This is a genomic window from Pelomonas candidula, assembly GCF_043555985.1.
Taxonomy (GTDB): Bacteria; Pseudomonadota; Gammaproteobacteria; order Burkholderiales; family Burkholderiaceae_C; genus Pelomonas; species Pelomonas candidula.
Genome location: NZ_JBIGIC010000003.1, coordinates 89,595 through 107,395, shown reverse-complemented (window position 1 = coordinate 107,395; position 17,801 = coordinate 89,595). Strand labels below are relative to the sequence as shown.

17 protein-coding genes are annotated in these 17,801 nt (G+C 69.4%); 4 read left to right on the top strand and 13 right to left on the bottom strand.

All coding sequences use genetic code 11. From position 1 onward, the window contains the following. Positions 1 to 78: 78 nt before the first annotated feature. Positions 79 to 2,376, bottom strand: a complete 2,298-nt coding sequence (locus ACG04R_RS06650; protein ID WP_394407356.1) for an NADP-dependent malic enzyme — start codon at positions 2,374 to 2,376, stop codon at positions 79 to 81. 93 nt (positions 2,377 to 2,469) lie between these two features. Between ACG04R_RS06650 and thiL the strand changes: the two genes are divergently transcribed. The 3 genes from thiL to ACG04R_RS06635 are packed head-to-tail and all read left to right on the top strand — an operon-like array spanning position 2,470 to position 4,434. Then, on the top strand, positions 2,470 to 3,408 hold the full coding sequence (gene thiL / locus ACG04R_RS06645) for a thiamine-phosphate kinase (protein ID WP_394407355.1): 939 nt from the start codon (positions 2,470 to 2,472) through the stop codon (positions 3,406 to 3,408). After that, a complete protein-coding gene (locus tag ACG04R_RS06640) occupies positions 3,405 to 3,932 on the top strand; it encodes a phosphatidylglycerophosphatase A family protein (protein WP_394407354.1) in 528 nt (175 codons plus the stop codon). Before thiL ends, ACG04R_RS06640 begins: the two co-directional genes overlap by 4 nt. Before the next feature lie 4 nt (positions 3,933 to 3,936). After that, entirely contained in the window at positions 3,937 to 4,434 is a 498-nt protein-coding gene (locus ACG04R_RS06635) for a CinA family protein (protein ID WP_394407353.1), read from the top strand. Here ACG04R_RS06635 and ACG04R_RS06630 read toward each other — a convergent pair. Genes ACG04R_RS06630 through ACG04R_RS06585 form a run of 10 tightly spaced genes read right to left on the bottom strand, consistent with a single transcriptional unit; the run spans position 4,431 to position 14,655 of the window. Next, positions 4,431 to 4,997, bottom strand: coding sequence for a GNAT family N-acetyltransferase (locus tag ACG04R_RS06630; RefSeq protein ID WP_394407352.1), 567 nt, complete (start codon positions 4,995 to 4,997; stop codon positions 4,431 to 4,433). The two genes, ACG04R_RS06635 and ACG04R_RS06630, sit on opposite strands and share 4 nt — an antisense overlap. Before the next feature lie 5 nt (positions 4,998 to 5,002). Then, positions 5,003 to 7,399, bottom strand: coding sequence for a bifunctional diguanylate cyclase/phosphodiesterase (locus ACG04R_RS06625; protein WP_394407351.1), 2,397 nt, complete (start codon positions 7,397 to 7,399; stop codon positions 5,003 to 5,005). A 3-nt stretch (positions 7,400 to 7,402) separates the two neighbouring features. After that, on the bottom strand, positions 7,403 to 7,990 hold the full coding sequence (locus tag ACG04R_RS06620) for a methylamine utilization protein (RefSeq protein ID WP_394407350.1): 588 nt from the start codon (positions 7,988 to 7,990) through the stop codon (positions 7,403 to 7,405). Positions 7,991 to 8,029: 39 nt separating this feature from the next. Further along, positions 8,030 to 9,100 carry a DNA polymerase III subunit delta gene (gene holA / locus ACG04R_RS06615; RefSeq protein ID WP_394407349.1) on the bottom strand — a complete coding sequence of 357 codons (1,071 nt, stop codon included), beginning with the start codon at positions 9,098 to 9,100 and terminating at the stop codon, positions 8,030 to 8,032. Then, on the bottom strand, positions 9,100 to 9,588 hold the full coding sequence (locus tag ACG04R_RS06610; protein ID WP_394407348.1) for an LPS-assembly lipoprotein LptE: 489 nt from the start codon (positions 9,586 to 9,588) through the stop codon (positions 9,100 to 9,102). Before ACG04R_RS06610 ends, holA begins: the two co-directional genes overlap by 1 nt. A 5-nt stretch (positions 9,589 to 9,593) precedes the next feature. Beyond that, the gene (gene leuS, locus ACG04R_RS06605; protein WP_394407347.1) at positions 9,594 to 12,224 is read right to left on the bottom strand and encodes a leucine--tRNA ligase; all 2,631 of its coding nucleotides are present in this window, start codon (positions 12,222 to 12,224) and stop codon (positions 9,594 to 9,596) included. 40 nt (positions 12,225 to 12,264) lie between these two features. Next, positions 12,265 to 12,690, bottom strand: coding sequence for an ExbD/TolR family protein (locus ACG04R_RS06600; protein WP_394407346.1), 426 nt, complete (start codon positions 12,688 to 12,690; stop codon positions 12,265 to 12,267). Positions 12,691 to 12,692: 2 nt separating this feature from the next. After that, positions 12,693 to 13,337, bottom strand: coding sequence for a MotA/TolQ/ExbB proton channel family protein (locus ACG04R_RS06595; protein ID WP_394407345.1), 645 nt, complete (start codon positions 13,335 to 13,337; stop codon positions 12,693 to 12,695). A 2-nt stretch (positions 13,338 to 13,339) separates the two neighbouring features. Continuing rightward, positions 13,340 to 14,083: a 4-hydroxy-tetrahydrodipicolinate reductase gene (gene dapB / locus ACG04R_RS06590; RefSeq protein WP_394407344.1), complete on the bottom strand. Its 744-nt coding sequence runs from the start codon at positions 14,081 to 14,083 to the stop codon at positions 13,340 to 13,342. Beyond that, the gene (locus ACG04R_RS06585) at positions 14,083 to 14,655 is read right to left on the bottom strand and encodes an outer membrane protein assembly factor BamE (RefSeq protein WP_394407343.1); all 573 of its coding nucleotides are present in this window, start codon (positions 14,653 to 14,655) and stop codon (positions 14,083 to 14,085) included. Before ACG04R_RS06585 ends, dapB begins: the two co-directional genes overlap by 1 nt. Positions 14,656 to 14,757: 102 nt before the next feature. On the opposite strand from ACG04R_RS06585, the gene fur reads away from it, so the two are divergent. Next, positions 14,758 to 15,198, top strand: coding sequence for a ferric iron uptake transcriptional regulator (fur, locus tag ACG04R_RS06580; RefSeq protein WP_394407342.1), 441 nt, complete (start codon positions 14,758 to 14,760; stop codon positions 15,196 to 15,198). Positions 15,199 to 15,349: 151 nt separating this feature from the next. Here the strand turns inward: fur and ACG04R_RS06575 are convergent, their stop codons facing one another. After that, on the bottom strand, positions 15,350 to 16,780 hold the full coding sequence (locus tag ACG04R_RS06575) for a nicotinate phosphoribosyltransferase (RefSeq protein WP_394407341.1): 1,431 nt from the start codon (positions 16,778 to 16,780) through the stop codon (positions 15,350 to 15,352). Then, on the bottom strand, positions 16,780 to 17,742 hold the full coding sequence (hprK, locus tag ACG04R_RS06570; protein WP_394407340.1) for an HPr(Ser) kinase/phosphatase: 963 nt from the start codon (positions 17,740 to 17,742) through the stop codon (positions 16,780 to 16,782). Before hprK ends, ACG04R_RS06575 begins: the two co-directional genes overlap by 1 nt. Positions 17,743 to 17,801 lie beyond the last annotated feature (59 nt).

The following is a 17,801-nucleotide window of genomic DNA, read 5'->3' as shown; positions in this document are numbered from 1 at the left end:
AAATCGGCCGTGAAAACTTCTGTCAATTGGGGGAGTCCGGGCCGTCCCGGCCGTACTCCCCCCGTACCGCGGCACCGCTCAGCTGCGGGCGGCGTTGGCGTCGGCGACGGTCAGCGCCGTCATGTTGACGATGCGGCGCACGGTAGCCGACGGCGTCAGCACGTGCACCGGCTTGGCCGCGCCCAGCAGCACCGGGCCGATGGCAATGCCGCCGCCGGCCGTGGTCTTGAGCAGGTTGTAGGAGATGTTGGCGGCGTCGATGTTGGGCAGCACCAGCAGGTTGGCCTCACCGGTCAGCGGGCTGTGCGGCATGAGCTGCTTGCGGTAGCCGGCGTCCAGCGCGGTGTCGCCATGCATCTCGCCGTCGACTTCCAGCCAGGGCGCCAACTGGTTCAGCAGCGCCAGCGTGTCGCGCATCTTGACGGCCGACGGCTTGTCGCTGGTGCCGAAGTTGCTGTGCGACAGCAGCGCCGCCTTCGGGCTCAGGCCGAAGCGGCACATTTCCTGCGCGGCCATGATGGTGATCTCGGCCAGTTGCTCGGCGGTCGGGTCGTAGTTGACGTGGGTGTCGACCAGCATGACCTGGCGGCCCGGCAGGATCAGGCCGTTCATGCAGGCGTAGTTCTTGACGCCGGCGCGCTTGCCGATGACCTGGTCGATGTAGTGCAGGTGGGTGGCCGTCGTGCCCCAGGTGCCGCACAGCAGGCCGTCGACCTCGCCCTTGTGCAGCAGCATGGAGCCGATCAGCGTCAGGCGGCGGCGCATCTCTATCTTGGCGAGCTGCTGCGTGACGCCCTTGCGCTCGGTCATGCGCAGATACGTCTGCCAATAGTCGCGGTAGCGCTCGTCCTGCTCGACATTGACGACGTCGTAGTCGCGGCCCTGCTGCAGGCGCAGGCCGAAGCGTTCGCAGCGCTCGGCGATGACGGCCGGGCGGCCGACCAGCGTCGGGCGCGCCAGGCCTTCGTCGACGACGACCTGGGCCGCGCGCAGCACGCGCTCTTCCTCACCCTCGGCGTAGGCGACGCGCTTGTTGGGCGCGCGCTTGGCGGCGGTGAAGATGGGCTTCATCGTGTTGCCCGACGCGTAGACGAAGCTCTGGAGCTTCTCGCGGTAGGCGTCCCAGTCCTGGATGGGGCGGGCGGCGACGCCGGAGTCCATCGCGGCCTGGGCGACGGCCGGGGCGATGCGCATCATCAGCCGCGGATCGAACGGCTTGGGAATCAGGTACTCGGGCCCGAAGCTTAGCGTCGCGCCGACGTAGGCCGCAGCGACCACCTCGCTCAGCTCCGCCTGCGCCAGGTCGGCGATGGCGTGGACGGCGGCGATCTCCATCTCGACGTTGATCGTCGTCGCACCCGAATCCAGCGCGCCGCGGAAGATGTAGGGGAAGCACAGGACGTTGTTGACCTGGTTCGGGTAGTCCGTGCGGCCCGTGGCCATGATGGCGTCGGAGCGGACCTTCTGCACTTCCTCGGGCAGGATCTCGGGCGTGGGGTTGGCCAGCGCGAAGATCAGCGGCTTGGCGGCCATCGTCGCGACCATGTCGGCCTTCAGCACGCCGCCGGCGGACAGGCCCAGGAACACGTCGGCGCCCTGGATGACCTCGCGCAGCGTGCGTGCGTCGGTCTTCTGCGCGTACTCGGCCTTGTCCGGGTCCATCAGCTCGGTGCGGCCCTCGTAGACGACGCCGGCCAGGTCGGTCACGAAAATGTTCTCGCGCGGCAGGCCCAGCTTGACGAGCAGGCCCAGGCAGGCCAGCGCGGCAGCGCCGGCGCCCGACGTGACCAGCTTGACGTCCTTCACGCTCTTGCCGACGACCTTCAGGCCGTTCAGGAAGGCCGCGCCGACGACGATGGCCGTGCCGTGCTGGTCGTCGTGGAAGACGGGGATCTTCATGCGCTCGCGCAGCTTGCGCTCGACGTAGAAGCAGTCCGGCGCCTTGATGTCCTCGAGGTTGATGCCGCCGAAGGTGGGCTCCAGCGCCGCGATGCAGTCGACCAGCTTGTCGAGGTCGTTCTCGGCTACTTCGAGGTCGAAGACGTCGATGCCGGCGAACTTCTTGAACAGCACGCCCTTGCCTTCCATGACCGGCTTGGAAGCCAGCGGGCCGATGTTGCCCAGGCCCAGCACGGCCGTGCCGTTGGAGACGACGGCGACGAGGTTGCCGCGCGACGTGTAGCGGAACGCGTTGGCCGGGTCGGCCACGATTTCCTCGCAGGCCGCCGCCACGCCGGGCGAGTAGGCCAGCGCGAGGTCGTGCTGGTTGATGAGCTGCTTCGTGGCCGCGATCGCGACCTTGCCCGGCGTCGGGAACTCGTGATATTCGAGGGCGGCCTGGCGGAGTTGGGCGCGTTTTTCTTCTGGGCTGGGCATGACGAGTTACAGCAAAGTACCGGCGGGGTCGGAATCATGCCACCGCAAGCCCGGCCGGGGGCTGCGGCTATCCACACGGAGACAATCGCCGGCATGGGCGAATTCGATCTGATCCGGCGCTACTTCCAGCGCCCCGCAACCGCCGGCGTGGATGTCGGCGTGGGCGATGACTGCGCCGTGCTCGTGCCCACGCCGGGTGCGCGCTGGCTGGTCTCCAGCGACATGCTGGTCGAGGGGCGACACTTCCTGTCGACGGTCGATCCGGCGCGGCTCGGGCACAAGGCGTTGGCTGTCAACCTGAGCGACCTGGCGGCCTGCGGCGCGACGCCGCGAGGCTTCACTTTGGCGCTGGCGCTGCCGCGCGTTGACGAAGCCTGGCTGGCCGGCTTGTCGCGCGGGCTGCTGGCGCTGGCCGACGCGCACGGCTGCCCGCTCGTCGGCGGCGACACGACGCAGGGGCCGCTGAACCTGTGCATCACCGTCTTCGGCGAGGCGCCGGCGGGGCAGGCCCTGCTGCGCAGCGGCGCGAAGGTCGGCGACGAGATCTGGGTTTCCGGCCGGCTGGGCGATGCCCGGCTGGCGCTGGAAGTCTTCCGCGGCACGGTGGCGCTGGATGGCCGCGTTTTCGAGACCGTGCGTGCCGCCATGGAATGCCCGACGCCGCGGCTCGCGCTGGGCCAGGCGCTGCGCGGCGTCGCGACGGCGGCGCTGGACATCTCCGACGGCCTGCTGGGCGACCTGGGCCACATCCTCGCGGCCTCGGGCGTCGGCGCGCGGCTGAACGTCGACGCGCTGCCGCGCAGCGCCGTGCTGGCGGCGCAGCCGGCCGTGCTGCAACGCACCTGCGTGCTGGCCGGTGGCGATGACTACGAGCTGGTGTTCACGGCGCCGGCCGGTGCGCGGCTGCCGGACGTGGGCGTGCCGCTGACGCGCATCGGCGTCATCGAGGCCGAGCCGGGCCTGCGCGTCGTGGACTCGAACGGCGATGCCGTCGAGCATGGTCTGAAATCCTTCGATCACTTCGCTTCATGACTCGTGCACCGATCCGACCCACCGCGGCTTTCATGCTGTGCCATCCGGCACGCTGGATCGCGCTGGGCTTCGGCAGCGGCCTCAGCCCCAAGGCGCCCGGCACCGTCGGCACGCTGTGGGCGTGGCTTGTGTTCTGGGTCATTGCACCGTGGCTGAGCGACGTCGGCTGGGCCGCGCTGATCGTCGGCGGCACCGTCGTCGGATGGTGGGCCTGCACGCGGTGCGCCCGCGACCTGAACACGCCCGACCCGGGATCAATAGTCTGGGACGAGGTGCTGGCCTTCTGGCTCATCCTGTGGCTGATCGCGCCGAGCGGCTTCGTCGGCCAGCTGGTCGCCTTCGGCCTGTTCCGCTTCTTCGACGCCGCCAAGCCCGGCCCGGTGGGCTGGGCGGACCGGTTGTTCAAGGGCGAGCGCGGTGGCGAGGTCAGCTGGGCCCAGGGCTTCGGCATCCTGTTCGACGACTTCGTCGCGGCCGGCTGTACGCTTGTCGTCATCGCGCTCTACCGCCACTTCATCGGGTGATGCCATGACCGTCGACAACGCCGAACTGATCCACCGCATCGCTGTGGCCCTGATGCAGCGTCGCGAGCGCATCGGCACCGCGGAGAGCTGCACCGGCGGCCTCATCGCCGCGGCGTGCACGGACCTGGCTGGCTCCAGCCAGTGGTTCGAGCGCGGCGTCGTCACCTACAGCAACGAGGCCAAGGCCGAGCTGCTGGGCGTGCCCAAGGGCCTGATCGCGCTGCACGGCGCCGTCAGCGCCGAGGTGGCCGAGCACATGGCGCGAGGCCTGCTGGCACATGCACCCATCGACTGGGCGCTGTCCGTCACCGGCGTCGCCGGGCCCACGGGTGGCAGCGAGGCCAAGCCGGTCGGCACGGTGTGGCTGGCGCTGGTGCATGCCGGCCGACCGGCACAGGTGTGGCGCGAGCATTTCGCGGGTGATCGCCAGGCCGTGCGCGCGCAGACGGTGACGGCCGGGCTGAAAGCGCTGTGCGAGGCGCTGGAAGATCGGGACAGCTAGGGCCGCTGGGGCAAGCGCCATTCGCTGGCGAGCAGCGACAGCTGTAGCAGGTCGTGATGCTGGCTGCTCCAGTAGGCCACTTGCCGCAGCCGGCCTTCGTGGACGAATCCGAGCGACTGCAGCAGCGCCAGAGATGCGCCGTTGCATTCATGCACCTGCGCTTCGACGCGGTTCAGGCCCATCCGGTCCAGGCCCCAGGGGATCACCGTCTCCAGGGCCTCCCGCATGTAGCCGTGGCCGGTGGCCTCGGCAGACAGCTCGTAGCCCAATGCGCACTTCTTCCAGTTGCGGTGCCACGCGAACAGGCCGCAGGTTCCGATCAGGCCGGGCGCCGCCCTGCGCTCGAGGCCCCAGCGTGTGCCAGGGTTGGCGAGTTGCCGCCAGCCGGCGAACAGCCGCGCGAGGCCGACCGCGCCGTCTAGATCCTTCAGTGGGTCGGAGCCGTACCACTGCATGTGGCTGGCGTCCGAATGGATGGCGAAGAGCGCGGGCGCGTCGGCCTCGGTGATCTCGCGCAGCACGAGGCGCGGTGTCTGCAGGGTTGGGAAGTCCGGGTCCGGCACCGGTTTCAGCCCAGCTTGGCGATGACGCTCTCCGCCGCCGTCAGCGTGGCCGTGTCCGGCGGTTCCCACGCGTTGGCCCAGGCGATGAACTGCTCCTGCGGCATGGGCTTGCAGATGAAATAGCCCTGGCCTTCGTCGCAGCCCAGCCGTGACAGCATGGCCCAGGCCTTGGCGGTCTCCAGGCCTTCGGCGACGACCGTGAGGCCCAGGTTGTGGGCCAGCTCGATCGTCGAGCGCACGATGCGCGCGTCGTCGAGGTCGCGCTCCATCGCCATGACGAAGCTCTTGTCGATCTTCAGCTCGTCCACCGGCAGCCGCTTCAGGTAGGCCAGCGACGAGTAGCCGGTGCCGAAGTCGTCGATGGACAGCTTGAAGCCCATCGCGTGCAGGTGCTCCAGTGTGGACAGCGCCCGTTCGGGGTCGTCCATGATGGCGCTCTCGGTGATCTCCAGGCAGATCGAGGAGGCCGACACGTTGCGCGGCGTGATGAGCGCCTCGATCTTGGCCGGCAGGTCCTGGTCCATCAGGTCGCGCGTGGACAGGTTGACCGACAGCCGCAGTTGCAGGCCCGCGTCCAGCGCCTCGCGCGCGAACTTGGCCGCGCCGGACAGCACCCAGGCGCTGAGCATGCGGATGAAGCCGGTCTGCTCCGCGAAGGGGATGAACTGCATGGGCGGCACGAGGCCGCGCGTCGGATGCTGCCAGCGCACCAGGGCTTCGGCGCCGATGACACGGCCCTGCTGCAGGTCGATCTTGGGCTGCAGGAACAGGCGCAGCTCCTCGTTCTCGACCGCGCGGCGCAGCTCGGACAGCAGCGACAGCGACTCCTGGCTGCCGGCGTCCAGCTGTGCGTGGTAGATCAGGCTGCCGCACTGGCGCGTCTTGGCCGCGTACATGGCCAGCTCGGCACGCCCCAGCAGCAGGTTGACGTCGTGGCCGTGCTCGGGGAACAGCGCGATGCCGATGCCGGCGCCCAGGTCGATGGTCTCGTTGTCGATGTGCAGCGGGTTCTCGAAGTCCTTCAGGATGGCCAGTGCCGCCTCGCTGGCCAGCCGCGCGTCGGTGTGGGCCAGCAGGATGGCGAACTCGTCGCCCGACAGCCGTGCCAGCACCGAGTGCGCCGGCGCGCACAGCGCCTGCAGTCGGTCGGCCACACTCTGCAGCAGCCGGTCGCCGATCTCGTGGCCCAGCACGTCGTTGACGTGCTTGAAGCGGTCCAGGTCCAGCATCAGCACGGCGCCCGGCGTGTCGCTGTGGATGAGGTGGTGCTGCAGGAACTCGGCGAAGCGCGCGCGGTTGGGCAGCAGCGTCAGCTGGTCCACGTAGGCCAGGTTGTTGACGAGGGCGTCGCGGCGACGGATGCCCTCGCGCATGCTCTCCAGCGCCAGGGCCAGCTCGTGCACCTCGTCCAGGCGCGAGGTGGCGGGTACCGGCGTGTCGTAGTCGCCACCCTCCAGCCGCCGCGCGGCGCCCGACAACGCCGTGATCGGGTTGCTGATGCCGCGCGCCAGCAGCACGCTGAGCAGCGCGAACACCGCCACGCCCAGCACGGTGAGGCCCAGCAGGATGAGCTGCAGCTGGCGGTAGGGCGCCAGCGCCTCGTCCAGCGAGCGCAGCAGCAGCACGCCCAGGTGCTTGTCCTCCTCCAGCAGCGGCACGAAGCGCGTGCGCATGCGCTCGCCGGCAAGCTCCAGCACGCCGGCGTCCGGCTCGTCGGCTGTCAGCCGGGCCTTGAGGGCGTCGGCGGCCTCGGGGCCGAGGTTGCCGACGATGCCCTGCCAGCGCTGGCCCGGCGACCGCAGCAGCGCGACGCTGTCCAGTTCGGACAGCTCCTTCAGGTCGTCCAGCACCTCGTGGTCCAGCGCGAAGCCCATCAGCACCCAGCCCACCGGCGCCGGCGTTCGTACCTGCACGGCGACCACCTGGTAGACATGGTCGCCCTGCACGGCCAGCACGCTGCCGTCCTTGCTTTGCACCAGCTGCTTCAGCGCGCTGCCGAACGGTTCTGCGCCGTCTCGCGTGGCGGCGACGAGGTGGAGCTGGTCGTCGAAGTAGGCGACGACCGAGGCGCCGATGCGCTCGCCCTGGTTGACCAAGGCGTCCTTGATGGTCTCGACGGTGCCCTGCTCGGCCAGCGACAGGCCGATGGTGGTGCGAAAGCCATAGTCCTTGGCCAGCAGCTCGGCCGCATCACGCAGCTTGCCGGCGCGCTGCTCCAGCAGGCGGCGCAGCACGCGCTCGCCGGTGCGTAGCTCGGCGGCCAGGGACTCGTCGGCGTTGTGTGTGATGCTGGCGCGGATGACGCCGAAGCTGATGAGCTGCACGACCAGCAGCAGCGCCAGGAACAGGCCGACGATGCGGCCTTCGAGGCGGCGTGGGTTCAGCCAGGCCGGCCCTTGCATGGGTCAGTCGGCCAGCGTCAGCGTGCTGGTGCCGCCAGCGGCCGGCACATCCAGCTTGAGGCTTTGCAGCGTGGCCGCCTTCTGCCCGGCATGCCAGGCCTTCACGACGTGCTCGCCCGGCGGCAGGTCGAAGGTGGCCTGGCCCTTGGCGTCGGTGCGCGCGAACGTGGGCGTGTCGACGACGATGATGTGGGCGCTCATGCGGTCATGGATGTTGCAGCCCAGCGCGGCGACGCCCGGCTTGTCGAACACGATGGGTTCCGTCGGCGTGCCCGAGTAGAGCTTGATGTCGATGACCTTGATCGGCGAGATCGAGTAGACGTGATGCCGCACGGTGTCGAAGTTCGGGAAGTTCACGGCCGTGCCGGTCTGCACGATGAGCAGCTGCGGCGTGAACTGGCGGTCGCGCTGGCCCATCTCGGCCTTGGCCGTCGTTGTCTTGGTGGGCCGGCCCTTGACCTCGACGGCGACGGCCGCGTCCGCCAGCGGCTGGCCGCCAGGCCCGCGCAGCTGCACGGTGACGGGCACGGCCAGCGCGGCGAGCGGGGGCAGCGCGAGGGCGGCAACGGCGAGGCGGCGAAGGGTCATCATGGCGGCAAGGCTCCGCCCCCGACGATAGCCCAATCGCGCTCAGCGGACCGTGAGAACTGTCCCGGTTTTGCCGCTGGCGGTCTCGGCCAGCATCAGCGCGAAGCGGCGCAGCGCGGCCCAGGGGTCGCTGGGCCAGTCCGGGTGGCGCAGGCCCTTGACGAGGCCGTCGCACACCTGCGCGGCCTGCACCAGCACGCCGGCCTGGGCGCTGTCCAGCCGCGGCGCGATGCGCTCCACCAGCCGCTCCTTGGCGCCCCAGACACGGGCTTCGCGCAGCGCCAGCGGCAGTGGCTTGCCGGCGTCCAGCGCGGCGCGCACGCGGGCCAGCGCCCGGGCGTCCTCGGCCAGGTTCCAGTGCACCAGCACGGCGGCTTCGCCCTCGGCCTCCAGGCCGTCGAGCATGCGCAGCAGCCGCGGCACGTTGCCGGCCAGCACCGCCTCGCTGAGCTTGAAGACGTCGAAGCGCGCCACGTCCAGCACCGCGGCCTCGATGTCCGCCAGCGTCAGCTCACCCTTGGGGTGCAGCAGCGCCAGCTTCTGCAGCTCCTGGTGGGCAGCCAGCAGGTTGCCCTCCACGCGGTCGGCGAAGAAGGCCAGCGCGCGCTGGCCGTCCTCGCCCTCGGGCACCGATTGCCCCTGCGCCTTGAGCCGCTGTGCCAGCCACGCGGGCAGCAGGCGGCGCTCGACGGGCTCCACGCGGACGGACACGCCATGGCCGTCCAGCGCCATGAACCAGGCGCTGGACAGCTGGGTCTTGTCCAGCCGCGGCAGCGTGACGAGCGTCAGCACGTCGTCGGGCGCCGCCTCGGCGTAGCGCTGCAAGGCCTCGGAGCCGTCCTTGCCCGGCTTGCCGCCGGGGATGCGGATTTCGATGAACTGGCGCTCGGCGAACAAGCTCATCGCCTGTGCCGCGGCCAGCACCGGCGCCCAGTCGAAGTAGGCCCCGGCGACGGTGAAGATCTGCCGCTCGCCGAAGCCCTGCGCGCGCGCGGCGGCGCGGATCTGGTCCGCCGCCTCCTGCGCGAGCAGCGGCTCATCGCCGTGGACCGTGTAAATGCGGGCCAGGCCTTTGCTCAGATGGGCGGCAAGGCCCTCGGCGCGGAGCTGCATCAGGCGGGGAGCTTGACCGCAGCCAGGCGACGCATGACCTGCGCGATCGCGTCGGACTGCATCGCGTTGTAGAGGTTGGTGGCCTCCTGTTCCTTGGCCAGCGCGGTGGTCTCGGTGTAGTTCATGTCGCGCGTCAGGCGCAGTTCGACCTTGGGCACCAGCAGCTCGCCTTCGGCCGTGCGGATCAGGTAGTCGAATTGCAGGCGCAGCTGCCACTCGCGCACCTGGCCCACGCTGGTGGAGGCCACGACGGTGCGGTCGCGGACCTCGCGCGTGACCTCGATGACGACCTGGGCGCGCGAGGCGTCGTCGACGATCTGCACCGGCGTGCGCTTGATCTGGCGCTTGAGGCCGGCAGCCAGCAGCGAGTCGCCCTCGAAGCCGGTCAGCGCGATCGTCTTGAACGACAGCTCGGGCTCGCGGCGCAGCTCGAAGCCGCAGCCGGCGAGGGCTGCGGTGGCGGCCAGGAGGAGATGGCGACGCTGCATCTCGATCACACGACCACGTTGACGAGGCGGCCGGGGACGATGACGACCTTCTTCGGCGCCTTGCCTTCGCTGAACTTGATGAACTCGGGGTTGGCCAGCGCGGCGGCCTCGATGGCGGCCTTGTCGGCACCGGCCGGCACCTTGACCGAGCCGCGCAGCTTGCCGTTGACCTGCAGCATCAGCTCGATCTCGTCCTGCACCAGCGCGGCTTCATCCACCGTGGGCCAGGGCGCGTCGAGCAGGTCGCCCAGCTCGGCGGCAAAGCCCAGGTCCTGCCACAGCTGGTGGGCGATGTGGGGCGTGGCGGGGTAGAGCACGCGCAGCAACACCGAGAAGCCGTCGCGCACCGCAGCGGCCTGGCCCTCGGCCTTGAATCCTTCGAGCGCGTTCAGCAGCTTCATCGCGCCGGAGACGACGGTGTTGTACTGCATGCGCTCGTAGTCGTAGCTGACCTGCTTCAGCACGTTGTGCACCTCGCGGCGCAGCGCCTTGCCGTCGCCGTTCAGCGCGGCGTAGTCGGCGCCACCCGTCTTGATCGCGTCGGCGTTGCGCGTGCCGAAGTTCCACACGCGCTTGAGGAAGCGGTGTGCGCCTTCGACGGCTGAATCGTTCCACTCCAGCGTCTGCTCCGGCGGGCTGGCGAACATGACGAACAGACGGGCCGTGTCGGCACCGTACTGGTCGATCAGCGCCTGCGGGTCCACGCCGTTGTTCTTCGACTTGGACATGGTCGTCATCTCGTACGTCAGCGGCAGGCCATCGGCCTTGAGCGTGCCGCCAACGATCGCATCGTGTTCGTTGCGAATGACGTCGACTTCGTGTTCCCAGTAGTAGTTCTTGCCGGCGTCTTCCGGCTTGCGGAAGAAAGCGCCCTTGAGCACCATGCCTTGCGTCAGCAGCTTCTGGAACGGCTCGGACACGTCCACCAGCTTCAGGTCGCGCATGACCTTGGTCCAGAAGCGCGCGTACAGCAGGTGCAGGATGGCGTGCTCGATGCCGCCGATGTACTGGTTCATCGGCATCCAGTACTTCGTGCCGGCGCCGACCATCGCGTCGTCGTTGGTCGGGTCGCAGTAGCGCATGAAGTACCAGGACGAATCCACGAAGGTGTCCATCGTGTCCGTCTCACGCTTGGCCGGCTTGCCGCATTTCGGGCAGCCCACGTTCAGGAAGCCGGCGTGCTTGTTCAGCGGGTTGCCGCTGCCGTCCGGGATCAGGTCCTCGGGCAGCACGACGGGCAGGTCCTTCTCCGGCACCGGCACCACGCCGCAGTCATCGCAGTGGATGATGGGGATCGGCGTGCCCCAATAGCGCTGGCGGCTGACGCCCCAGTCGCGCAGGCGCCAGGTGGTCTTCTTCTCGCCGAGGCTCTGGGCGGCCAGCAGCTCGGCGACCTTGTTGACGGCGTCCACATGGCCCAGGCCGTCCAGCACGCCGGAGTTGATGCAGCGGGCCTTGGCCTTGTCGCCGTAGGACTCGCGCCAGGTCTTGTCGTCATAGGGACCGTCATCGACGGCGATGACCTGCTTGATCGGCAGACCGTACTTGTTCGCGAACGCAAAGTCGCGCTCGTCGTGCGCCGGCACGCCCATGACGGCGCCGTCGCCGTAGCTCATCAGCACGTAGTTGCCGACCCAGACCTCGACCTGAGCGCCCGTGATCGGGTGCGTGACGAACAGGCCCGTCGGCACGCCCTTCTTGTCCTGCGTCGCCAGCTCGGCCTCGGTCGTGCCGCCGGCCTTGCATTCCTCGATGAAGGCGGCCACTTCGGGCTTGTTCTTGGCGGCGATGGTGGCGAGCGGATGCTCCGGCGCCACGGCGCAGAAGGTCACGCCCATGATGGTGTCGGCGCGGGTGGTGAACACCCACAGGCGACCGCCACCGCCTTCGATGCTGTGCGGGAACGCGAAGCGCACGCCCTGGCTCTTGCCGATCCAGTTCTCCTGCATCAGCCGCACGCGCTCGGGCCAGCCACTCAGGTAGTTCGGGTCTTCCGGGTTGGCGACCGCCGACAGCAACTCCTCGGCGTACTGCGTGATCTTCAGGTAGTAACCGGGGATCTCGCGCTTCTCGACCAGCGCGCCCGAGCGCCAGCCGCGGCCGTCGATGACCTGCTCGTTGGCCAGCACGGTCTGGTCCACCGGGTCCCAGTTGACGACCTGCGTGCGGCGCTCGGCGATGCCGGCTTCCAGCATCTTCAGGAACAGCCACTGGTTCCACTTGTAGTAGCTGGGCTGGCAGGTCGCGACCTCGCGGCTCCAGTCGATGGCCAGGCCCATGGCCTGCATCTGGCCCTTCATGTAGGCGATGTTCGAGTACGTCCACTGCGCGGGCGGCACCTTGCCCTTCATCGCGGCGTTCTCGGCCGGTAGGCCGAAGGCATCCCAGCCCATGGGCATGAGGACGTTGTAGCCCTTCATGCGCAGCTGGCGGGCCAGCATGTCGTTGATCGTGTAGTTGCGCACGTGGCCCATGTGCAGCTTGCCCGAGGGGTAGGGCAGCATGGAGCAGGCGTAGAAGTGCGGCTTGCCCGGTACTTCAGTGACGCGGTAGGCGTCGCGCTCCGTCCAGTAGGCACGGGCGGCGGCTTCGATCTCGTTCGGGTTGTAGCTGGGCGCTTCGGTCTTGGCGTTCATGGCCCAAATTGTAGGTGCCGCCCTCCCGGCGGCCCTTCGCTCAGGGCGCGGAAGCGGCTGCCTGGGCGACGAAGGCGATGCGGTTTAGCCCCGCGGCCTGCACCCAGCCGATCAGCTCGGCCACGCGGCCATAGGGGACCGCCTGGTCGGCGCGCAGCTGCACCTCCATCTGCGCGTTGGCGCGGCCTAGCTCGGCGATGCGCTGCTGGAAGGCCTTGGCGTCGAGTTCGTCCTCGCCCAGATGCAGCTTGCCATCCGGCGTGATGGCCACGGCGATGAAACTCGGTGCGTCGCTCGGCGTGGCGGCCTCGGCCTTGGGCAGGTCCAGCCGCAGCGAGGCGGTCATCAGCGGCGCCGTGATCATGAAGATGACCAGCAGCACCAGCATGACGTCGATCAGCGGCGTCATGTTGATGTCGCTCATGGGGCGCGCCCCTTCCGGTTTCTCAAGCCGGCCGAATGCCACGATCAGTCCTGGTCGAGCAGCTCGCGCAGGTCGTGCGCGAAACCTTCCAGGTCGGCCTCGCAGGCGGCCACCAGCTTGCCGAACACGTTGTAGGCCAGCACGGCCGGGATGGCCACCGCCAGGCCCGCGGCCGTCATGATCAGCGCCTCGCCGACCGGGCCGGAGATCTTCTCGATGGTGATGTTGCCGGCGGCCGAGATGCCGACCAGCGCGTGGTAGATGCCCCAGACGGTGCCGAACAGGCCCACGAAGGGGGCGGTCGCGCCGATGGAGGCCAGCAGCACCTGGCCGAACTGCAGCCGGGCCAGCACCGCGTGCAGTGCATCGCGCAGGCGGCGGGTCAGGCGGGACTCACGCTTGCCTGCGGCGTCCAGCGTCGCGGTGCGGGTCTCCGCGGTCGCGGCGTCCAGCAGCGGCAGCAGCAGGGCTTCGGTGTCGAAGGATTGAAGCGCGCTGCGGCCCTCGGCCACACCGGCCGCCGACCAGAAGGCCGGCACGGCGCGCACCAGCCCCTTGCGCGCGCGGCGCAGCAGCCAGGCCTTCCACAGGATCAGCGCCCAGGCGCTGACGGACATGGCCAGCAGCAGCAGCGCGACGGCGCGACCGATCGCGTCGCTCTGGCCCCAGAACTCCGCGAAGCCCACCATGGTCAGGTGTTGAACCCGAGGACGTCGTTCATGCCGAACAGGCCGTTGCCCTTCGTGAAGCTCGCCAGGTAGCGCGCGCAGCGCAGGCTGCCCTGGGCGTAGATCGTGCGATTGGTGGCCTTGTGGCTGACCTCGATGCGCTCGCCGATGCCGGCGAACAGCACGGTGTGGTCGCCGATGATGTCGCCGCCGCGCACGGTCGCGAAGCCGATGGTCGACGGGTCGCGCGCACCGGTGACGCCTTCGCGGCCGTAGACGGCGCAGGACTTCAGGTCGCGGCCGACGGCATCGGCGACGACCTGGCCCATCTGCAGCGCGGTGCCGCTGGGTGCGTCGACCTTCATGCGGTGATGCGCCTCGACGATCTCGATGTCGTAACCCTCGGCAAGCGCGCGGGCGGCCATGTCCAGCAGCTTGAGCACGACGTTGACGCCCACGCTCATGTTGGGCGCGAAGACGATGGCGGTGCGCTCGGCGAACCTGGCGATTTCGGCCTTTTGCGCGTCGTCGAAGCCGGTCGTGCCGATGACGGCCTTGACGCCCAGGTCGGCGCAGACGGCCAGATGGGCCAGCGTCGCCTCGGGGCGCGTGAAGTCGATCATCACGTCGGCGCCGGCCAGGCCCGCGCGGACGTCGTCGCCCTTGTCCAGCGTGACATGCAGCGTGCAGTCATCCGTGGCCTGGACGGCCTCGATGAGCATCTTGCCCATGCGCCCGGAGGCGCCCATGACAGCGATCCTGATCATCACGAACCCGCCTTGGCCGGCGCGGCGTCCAGCGGCGGGTAGGTGCGGCCGGGCGCGGGGCCTTCGGCGGCGGCCGTCGGCGCGGCTTCGGCGCTCTTCTTGGGCGGCGGCAGCGCGGCGCGTTCGGCTTCGCTCAGTTCCAGCTTGGGTTGCTTGCTGCCGGGCTTGAAGGTGTTGACCGAGGCGACGAACTCGTTCTCGGTCGGCAGGTCGTCGGGCACCGTCAGCGTCTTGAGCTTGTCGCCGTCGAACTCGGCGACGACCAGGCGCTGCTGGTAGGGCGCGCCCTGGCGGCGGATCGTGAAGGGATAGTCCCAGCGCGATTCGTGGAAGACGTCGGTCAGCAGGGGCGAGCCCAGCAGGTCGCGCACCTGAGCCTTGGGCATGCCGGGCTTGACGCGGGCGACCATCTCCTTGGTCAGCACGTTGCCCTGGACGACCTCGACGCGGTAGGGCGTGACGAGGCCGAGCACCTTTTCCCCGGTGACGGAGGGCAGCTGGGCCCAGTTGGGCAGGTGGGAGCAACCGCCGAGCAGCGCGAGCAGCGGGAAAGAGGCAAGCAAGGGACGCATCGGGCGGCAGCAGAAGGGACGAGAAACACCCGCCGGAAGACCGGCTGGCTATGATCGCGCGGATTCTAGCGGGGCCCCTTCGGCGCCCCGGCCCATTGCGCCATGCCTTCCTCTGCCAAGACCCAGACCAGCGACATCAAGAACAGCGGCCTCAAGGCGACGCTGCCGCGCATCAAGATCCTGGAGATCTTCCAACGCTCGGCGCAGCGACACATGACCGCAGAAGATGTTTACAAGGCTTTGCTCGGTGAAGGCGCCGACATCGGCCTGGCGACGGTCTACCGCGTGCTGCAGCAGTTCGAGCAGGCCGGCCTGTTGAGCCGCAACCATTTCGAGACCGGCAAGGCCGTCTACGAGCTCAATGAGGGCCATCACCACGACCACCTCGTCTGTCTGAACTGCGGCAAGGTCGAGGAGTTCTTCGACACCGGCATCGAGGAGCGCCAGCACGCCATCGCGAGCGAGCGGGGCTTCCAGCTGCAGGAGCACTCGCTGGCGCTTTACGCGACCTGCACCAAGGTCGACTGCCCCAACAAGGCCTGACAGGAAGCGCTGAACGAGTCCTGCGCGCGCAGCGCATCCCAGCTTTGGGCGGTCTGCCGCGTTGCAAATTCTCGTCGGGTGTTCAACCCGACTCCGGTTTGTGCCTTGCAGCCCATCCCAAATCTGGGCGAGCTGCATCGCGAGGACCCGTTCAGCACTCCCCGCCCACGCGGGCCCGGATCGCCGCGAAGCTGTCGTCCACCAGCAGCCGTCCGTCCTCGAACACGGTGCGCAACGCCTCGGTCGCGCCGTCGGCCAGTGCCTGCTGGTAGCCGGGTGAATCCAGCCGCACGGTCGCAAAGGCCTGGGAACTGTCATTGGCGCGGCGCATCAGCGTCAGCCGCCCGGCCTTGCTGCGTTTGGCGGGGTCGGTGACGGGGGCCTTGAAGACGTCACGCCACTCGCCGCCCACCTGCGCAGCTGAGGCCTTCATCGCGAAGCCTAGTGTGTCGCGGTGGACCTGCTGCAGCAGCGCACCCCCTTGCCCGAAGGTGACGTTGTCGGCCGAGTAGCCGGCCGACTCCAGCGCGCCCAGGATGCTGGCGATGGATTCGCGCGTGATGCCGTCGCCCTGGATGACGCGCACGTGGCGCAGCACGCGGAAGCCTTTGGCGTTGACGTCGGCGCCGAAGCTGGCGTCCAGCGCGCGCACGGTGCGCAGCACGACGCTGGTCGGGTCGCCGCTGTCCGGGCGGATGACGACCGTCGCGCCGCTGGCGATGACTTCCTCGCGCAGCGCGCCGCCCCAGAGCCGGGAGACGGCGGCGTCGAGGTCGTAGGAGTCCGACACGACCGCCAGCAGCGCGCCGGGCCGGCCGTACTGGCGCAGCATGTTGCGGTAGGCGTCCAGCTCGCCGGCGCGGCCCCAGGCCGTGATGGTGCTGTGCTCGGCGGCCGGCAGCGAGAAGCCGGCCATGGGCTCGCCGTAGTAGGTGCGGGCGCCGAGCAGCGCCGTGATCGTGTCCGTGCCGCGGAAATTCACGAGGTGCGCCATGCCGCCCAGCATGGCCGACTCCAGCGACGACACGCCGCGGGCGCCGAAGTCGTGCAGCTTGAACGGCAGGCCGGCGGGATCGCCGGTGCGGGCCAGCGCGCCGGCGATGAGGCGGCGCGTCGCCAGGCCTTGCGATGCCACCGTCGTCGGGTACCAGACGCGCAGCAGCGCCGTCTCGACATAACTCGTCAGCCACCAGCACGCCGGGTCGGTGTTCTCGACGGTGGCGAGGGCGTGGTTGATCGGAACGACCGTGCCCTCGGCCACCGCGCGGATGCGCAGCGGCAGCCTGCCGCCATGGGCGTCGACGATGTGCTGCCAGCCCTCGCGGTTGAACGGCACGCCGTGGGCGGCGCAGATCTCGGTAGCGAATGCCACGTCGTCGGCCGTGACCGGCTTGACGAGGTATTCCTTCAGGATGGCCTGCAGGCCGAAGAACACCGTGTACGGCAGCGCGCCGCCGCGGGCCTCGATGTAGCTGAAGACGGTGGTGGTGCCGGGCGGGTACTGGCGCCAGTGGCTGGTCTTGTAGCTGTCCGTGTTGAGGACAAGCAGGCGCGCAATGTCGCCGAATCCCTGCAACGCCATCAGTCCATCGAACCGCTGTCGATGGCGCGCTGGTGGCGCTCTACGAATTCCTTGTACGTGTCGATGCCGCGCAGCTGCAGGATGGTGTTGCGCACGGCGGCCTCCACCAGCACAGCCAGGTTGCGGCCGGCGTCCACGGCGATGACGACCTTGCGCACCGGCATGCCCAGCACGTCCTCGTGCAGCGGTTCGTAGGGCAGGCGCTCGAAGTCGCGCTCCATCGTCTCCTTGCGCACGAGGTGGACGATGAGCTTCAGGCGCATCTTGCGGCGCACGGCCGTCTCGCCAAAGATGGCCTTGATGTCCAGCAGGCCGATGCCGCGCACTTCCAGCAGGTTCAGCAGCAACTCGGGGCAGCGGCCCTCGATGGCGGTCTGGGCGATGCGGAAGAAGTCCACCGCGTCGTCGGCCACGAGGCCGTGGCCGCGCGAGATGAGCTCCAGGCCGAGCTCGCTCTTGCCCAGGCCCGATTCGCCGGTCAGCAGCACCCCGAGGCCCAGGATGTCCATGAACACGCCGTGGCGCGTCGTGCGGTTGGCGAACAGCTGGGACAGGTAGCCGCGCACCAGGTCGATGACATGGCCGGCCGACTCGTGGGTACGGAAGAGCGGAATCTCGGCGCGGTCGCACATCGCGACCAGCCGTGGCGGCGGCACGCAGTCGTCGGCCACGATGATGACCGGCGGCTCCAGCGTCACGATGCGCGAGATGCGGCGGTCCTGGTCCTGGATGTCGATGCCGTCCTGGCTCAGGTAGGCGACCTCGCGGCGGCCCACGATCTGCACCCGGTAGGGGTGGATGTAGTTCAGGTAGCCGACCAGGTCGGCTGCGCTCTGCGCATCGCGCACGGCGGCTTCGTCGAAGCGGCGCTCGGGGTGGGCGTGGCCGGCGATCCACTCCCAGCGGAGGGCCTCGCGGTGCTCTTCAAACAGCCGCTCGGCGCTGATGGAGGTGGGTTTCATGGAGCCCCTCGGCTGCCGGGTACGTCAGCCGGTCCCCCGAGGGGACGGCGGCCCGGCTT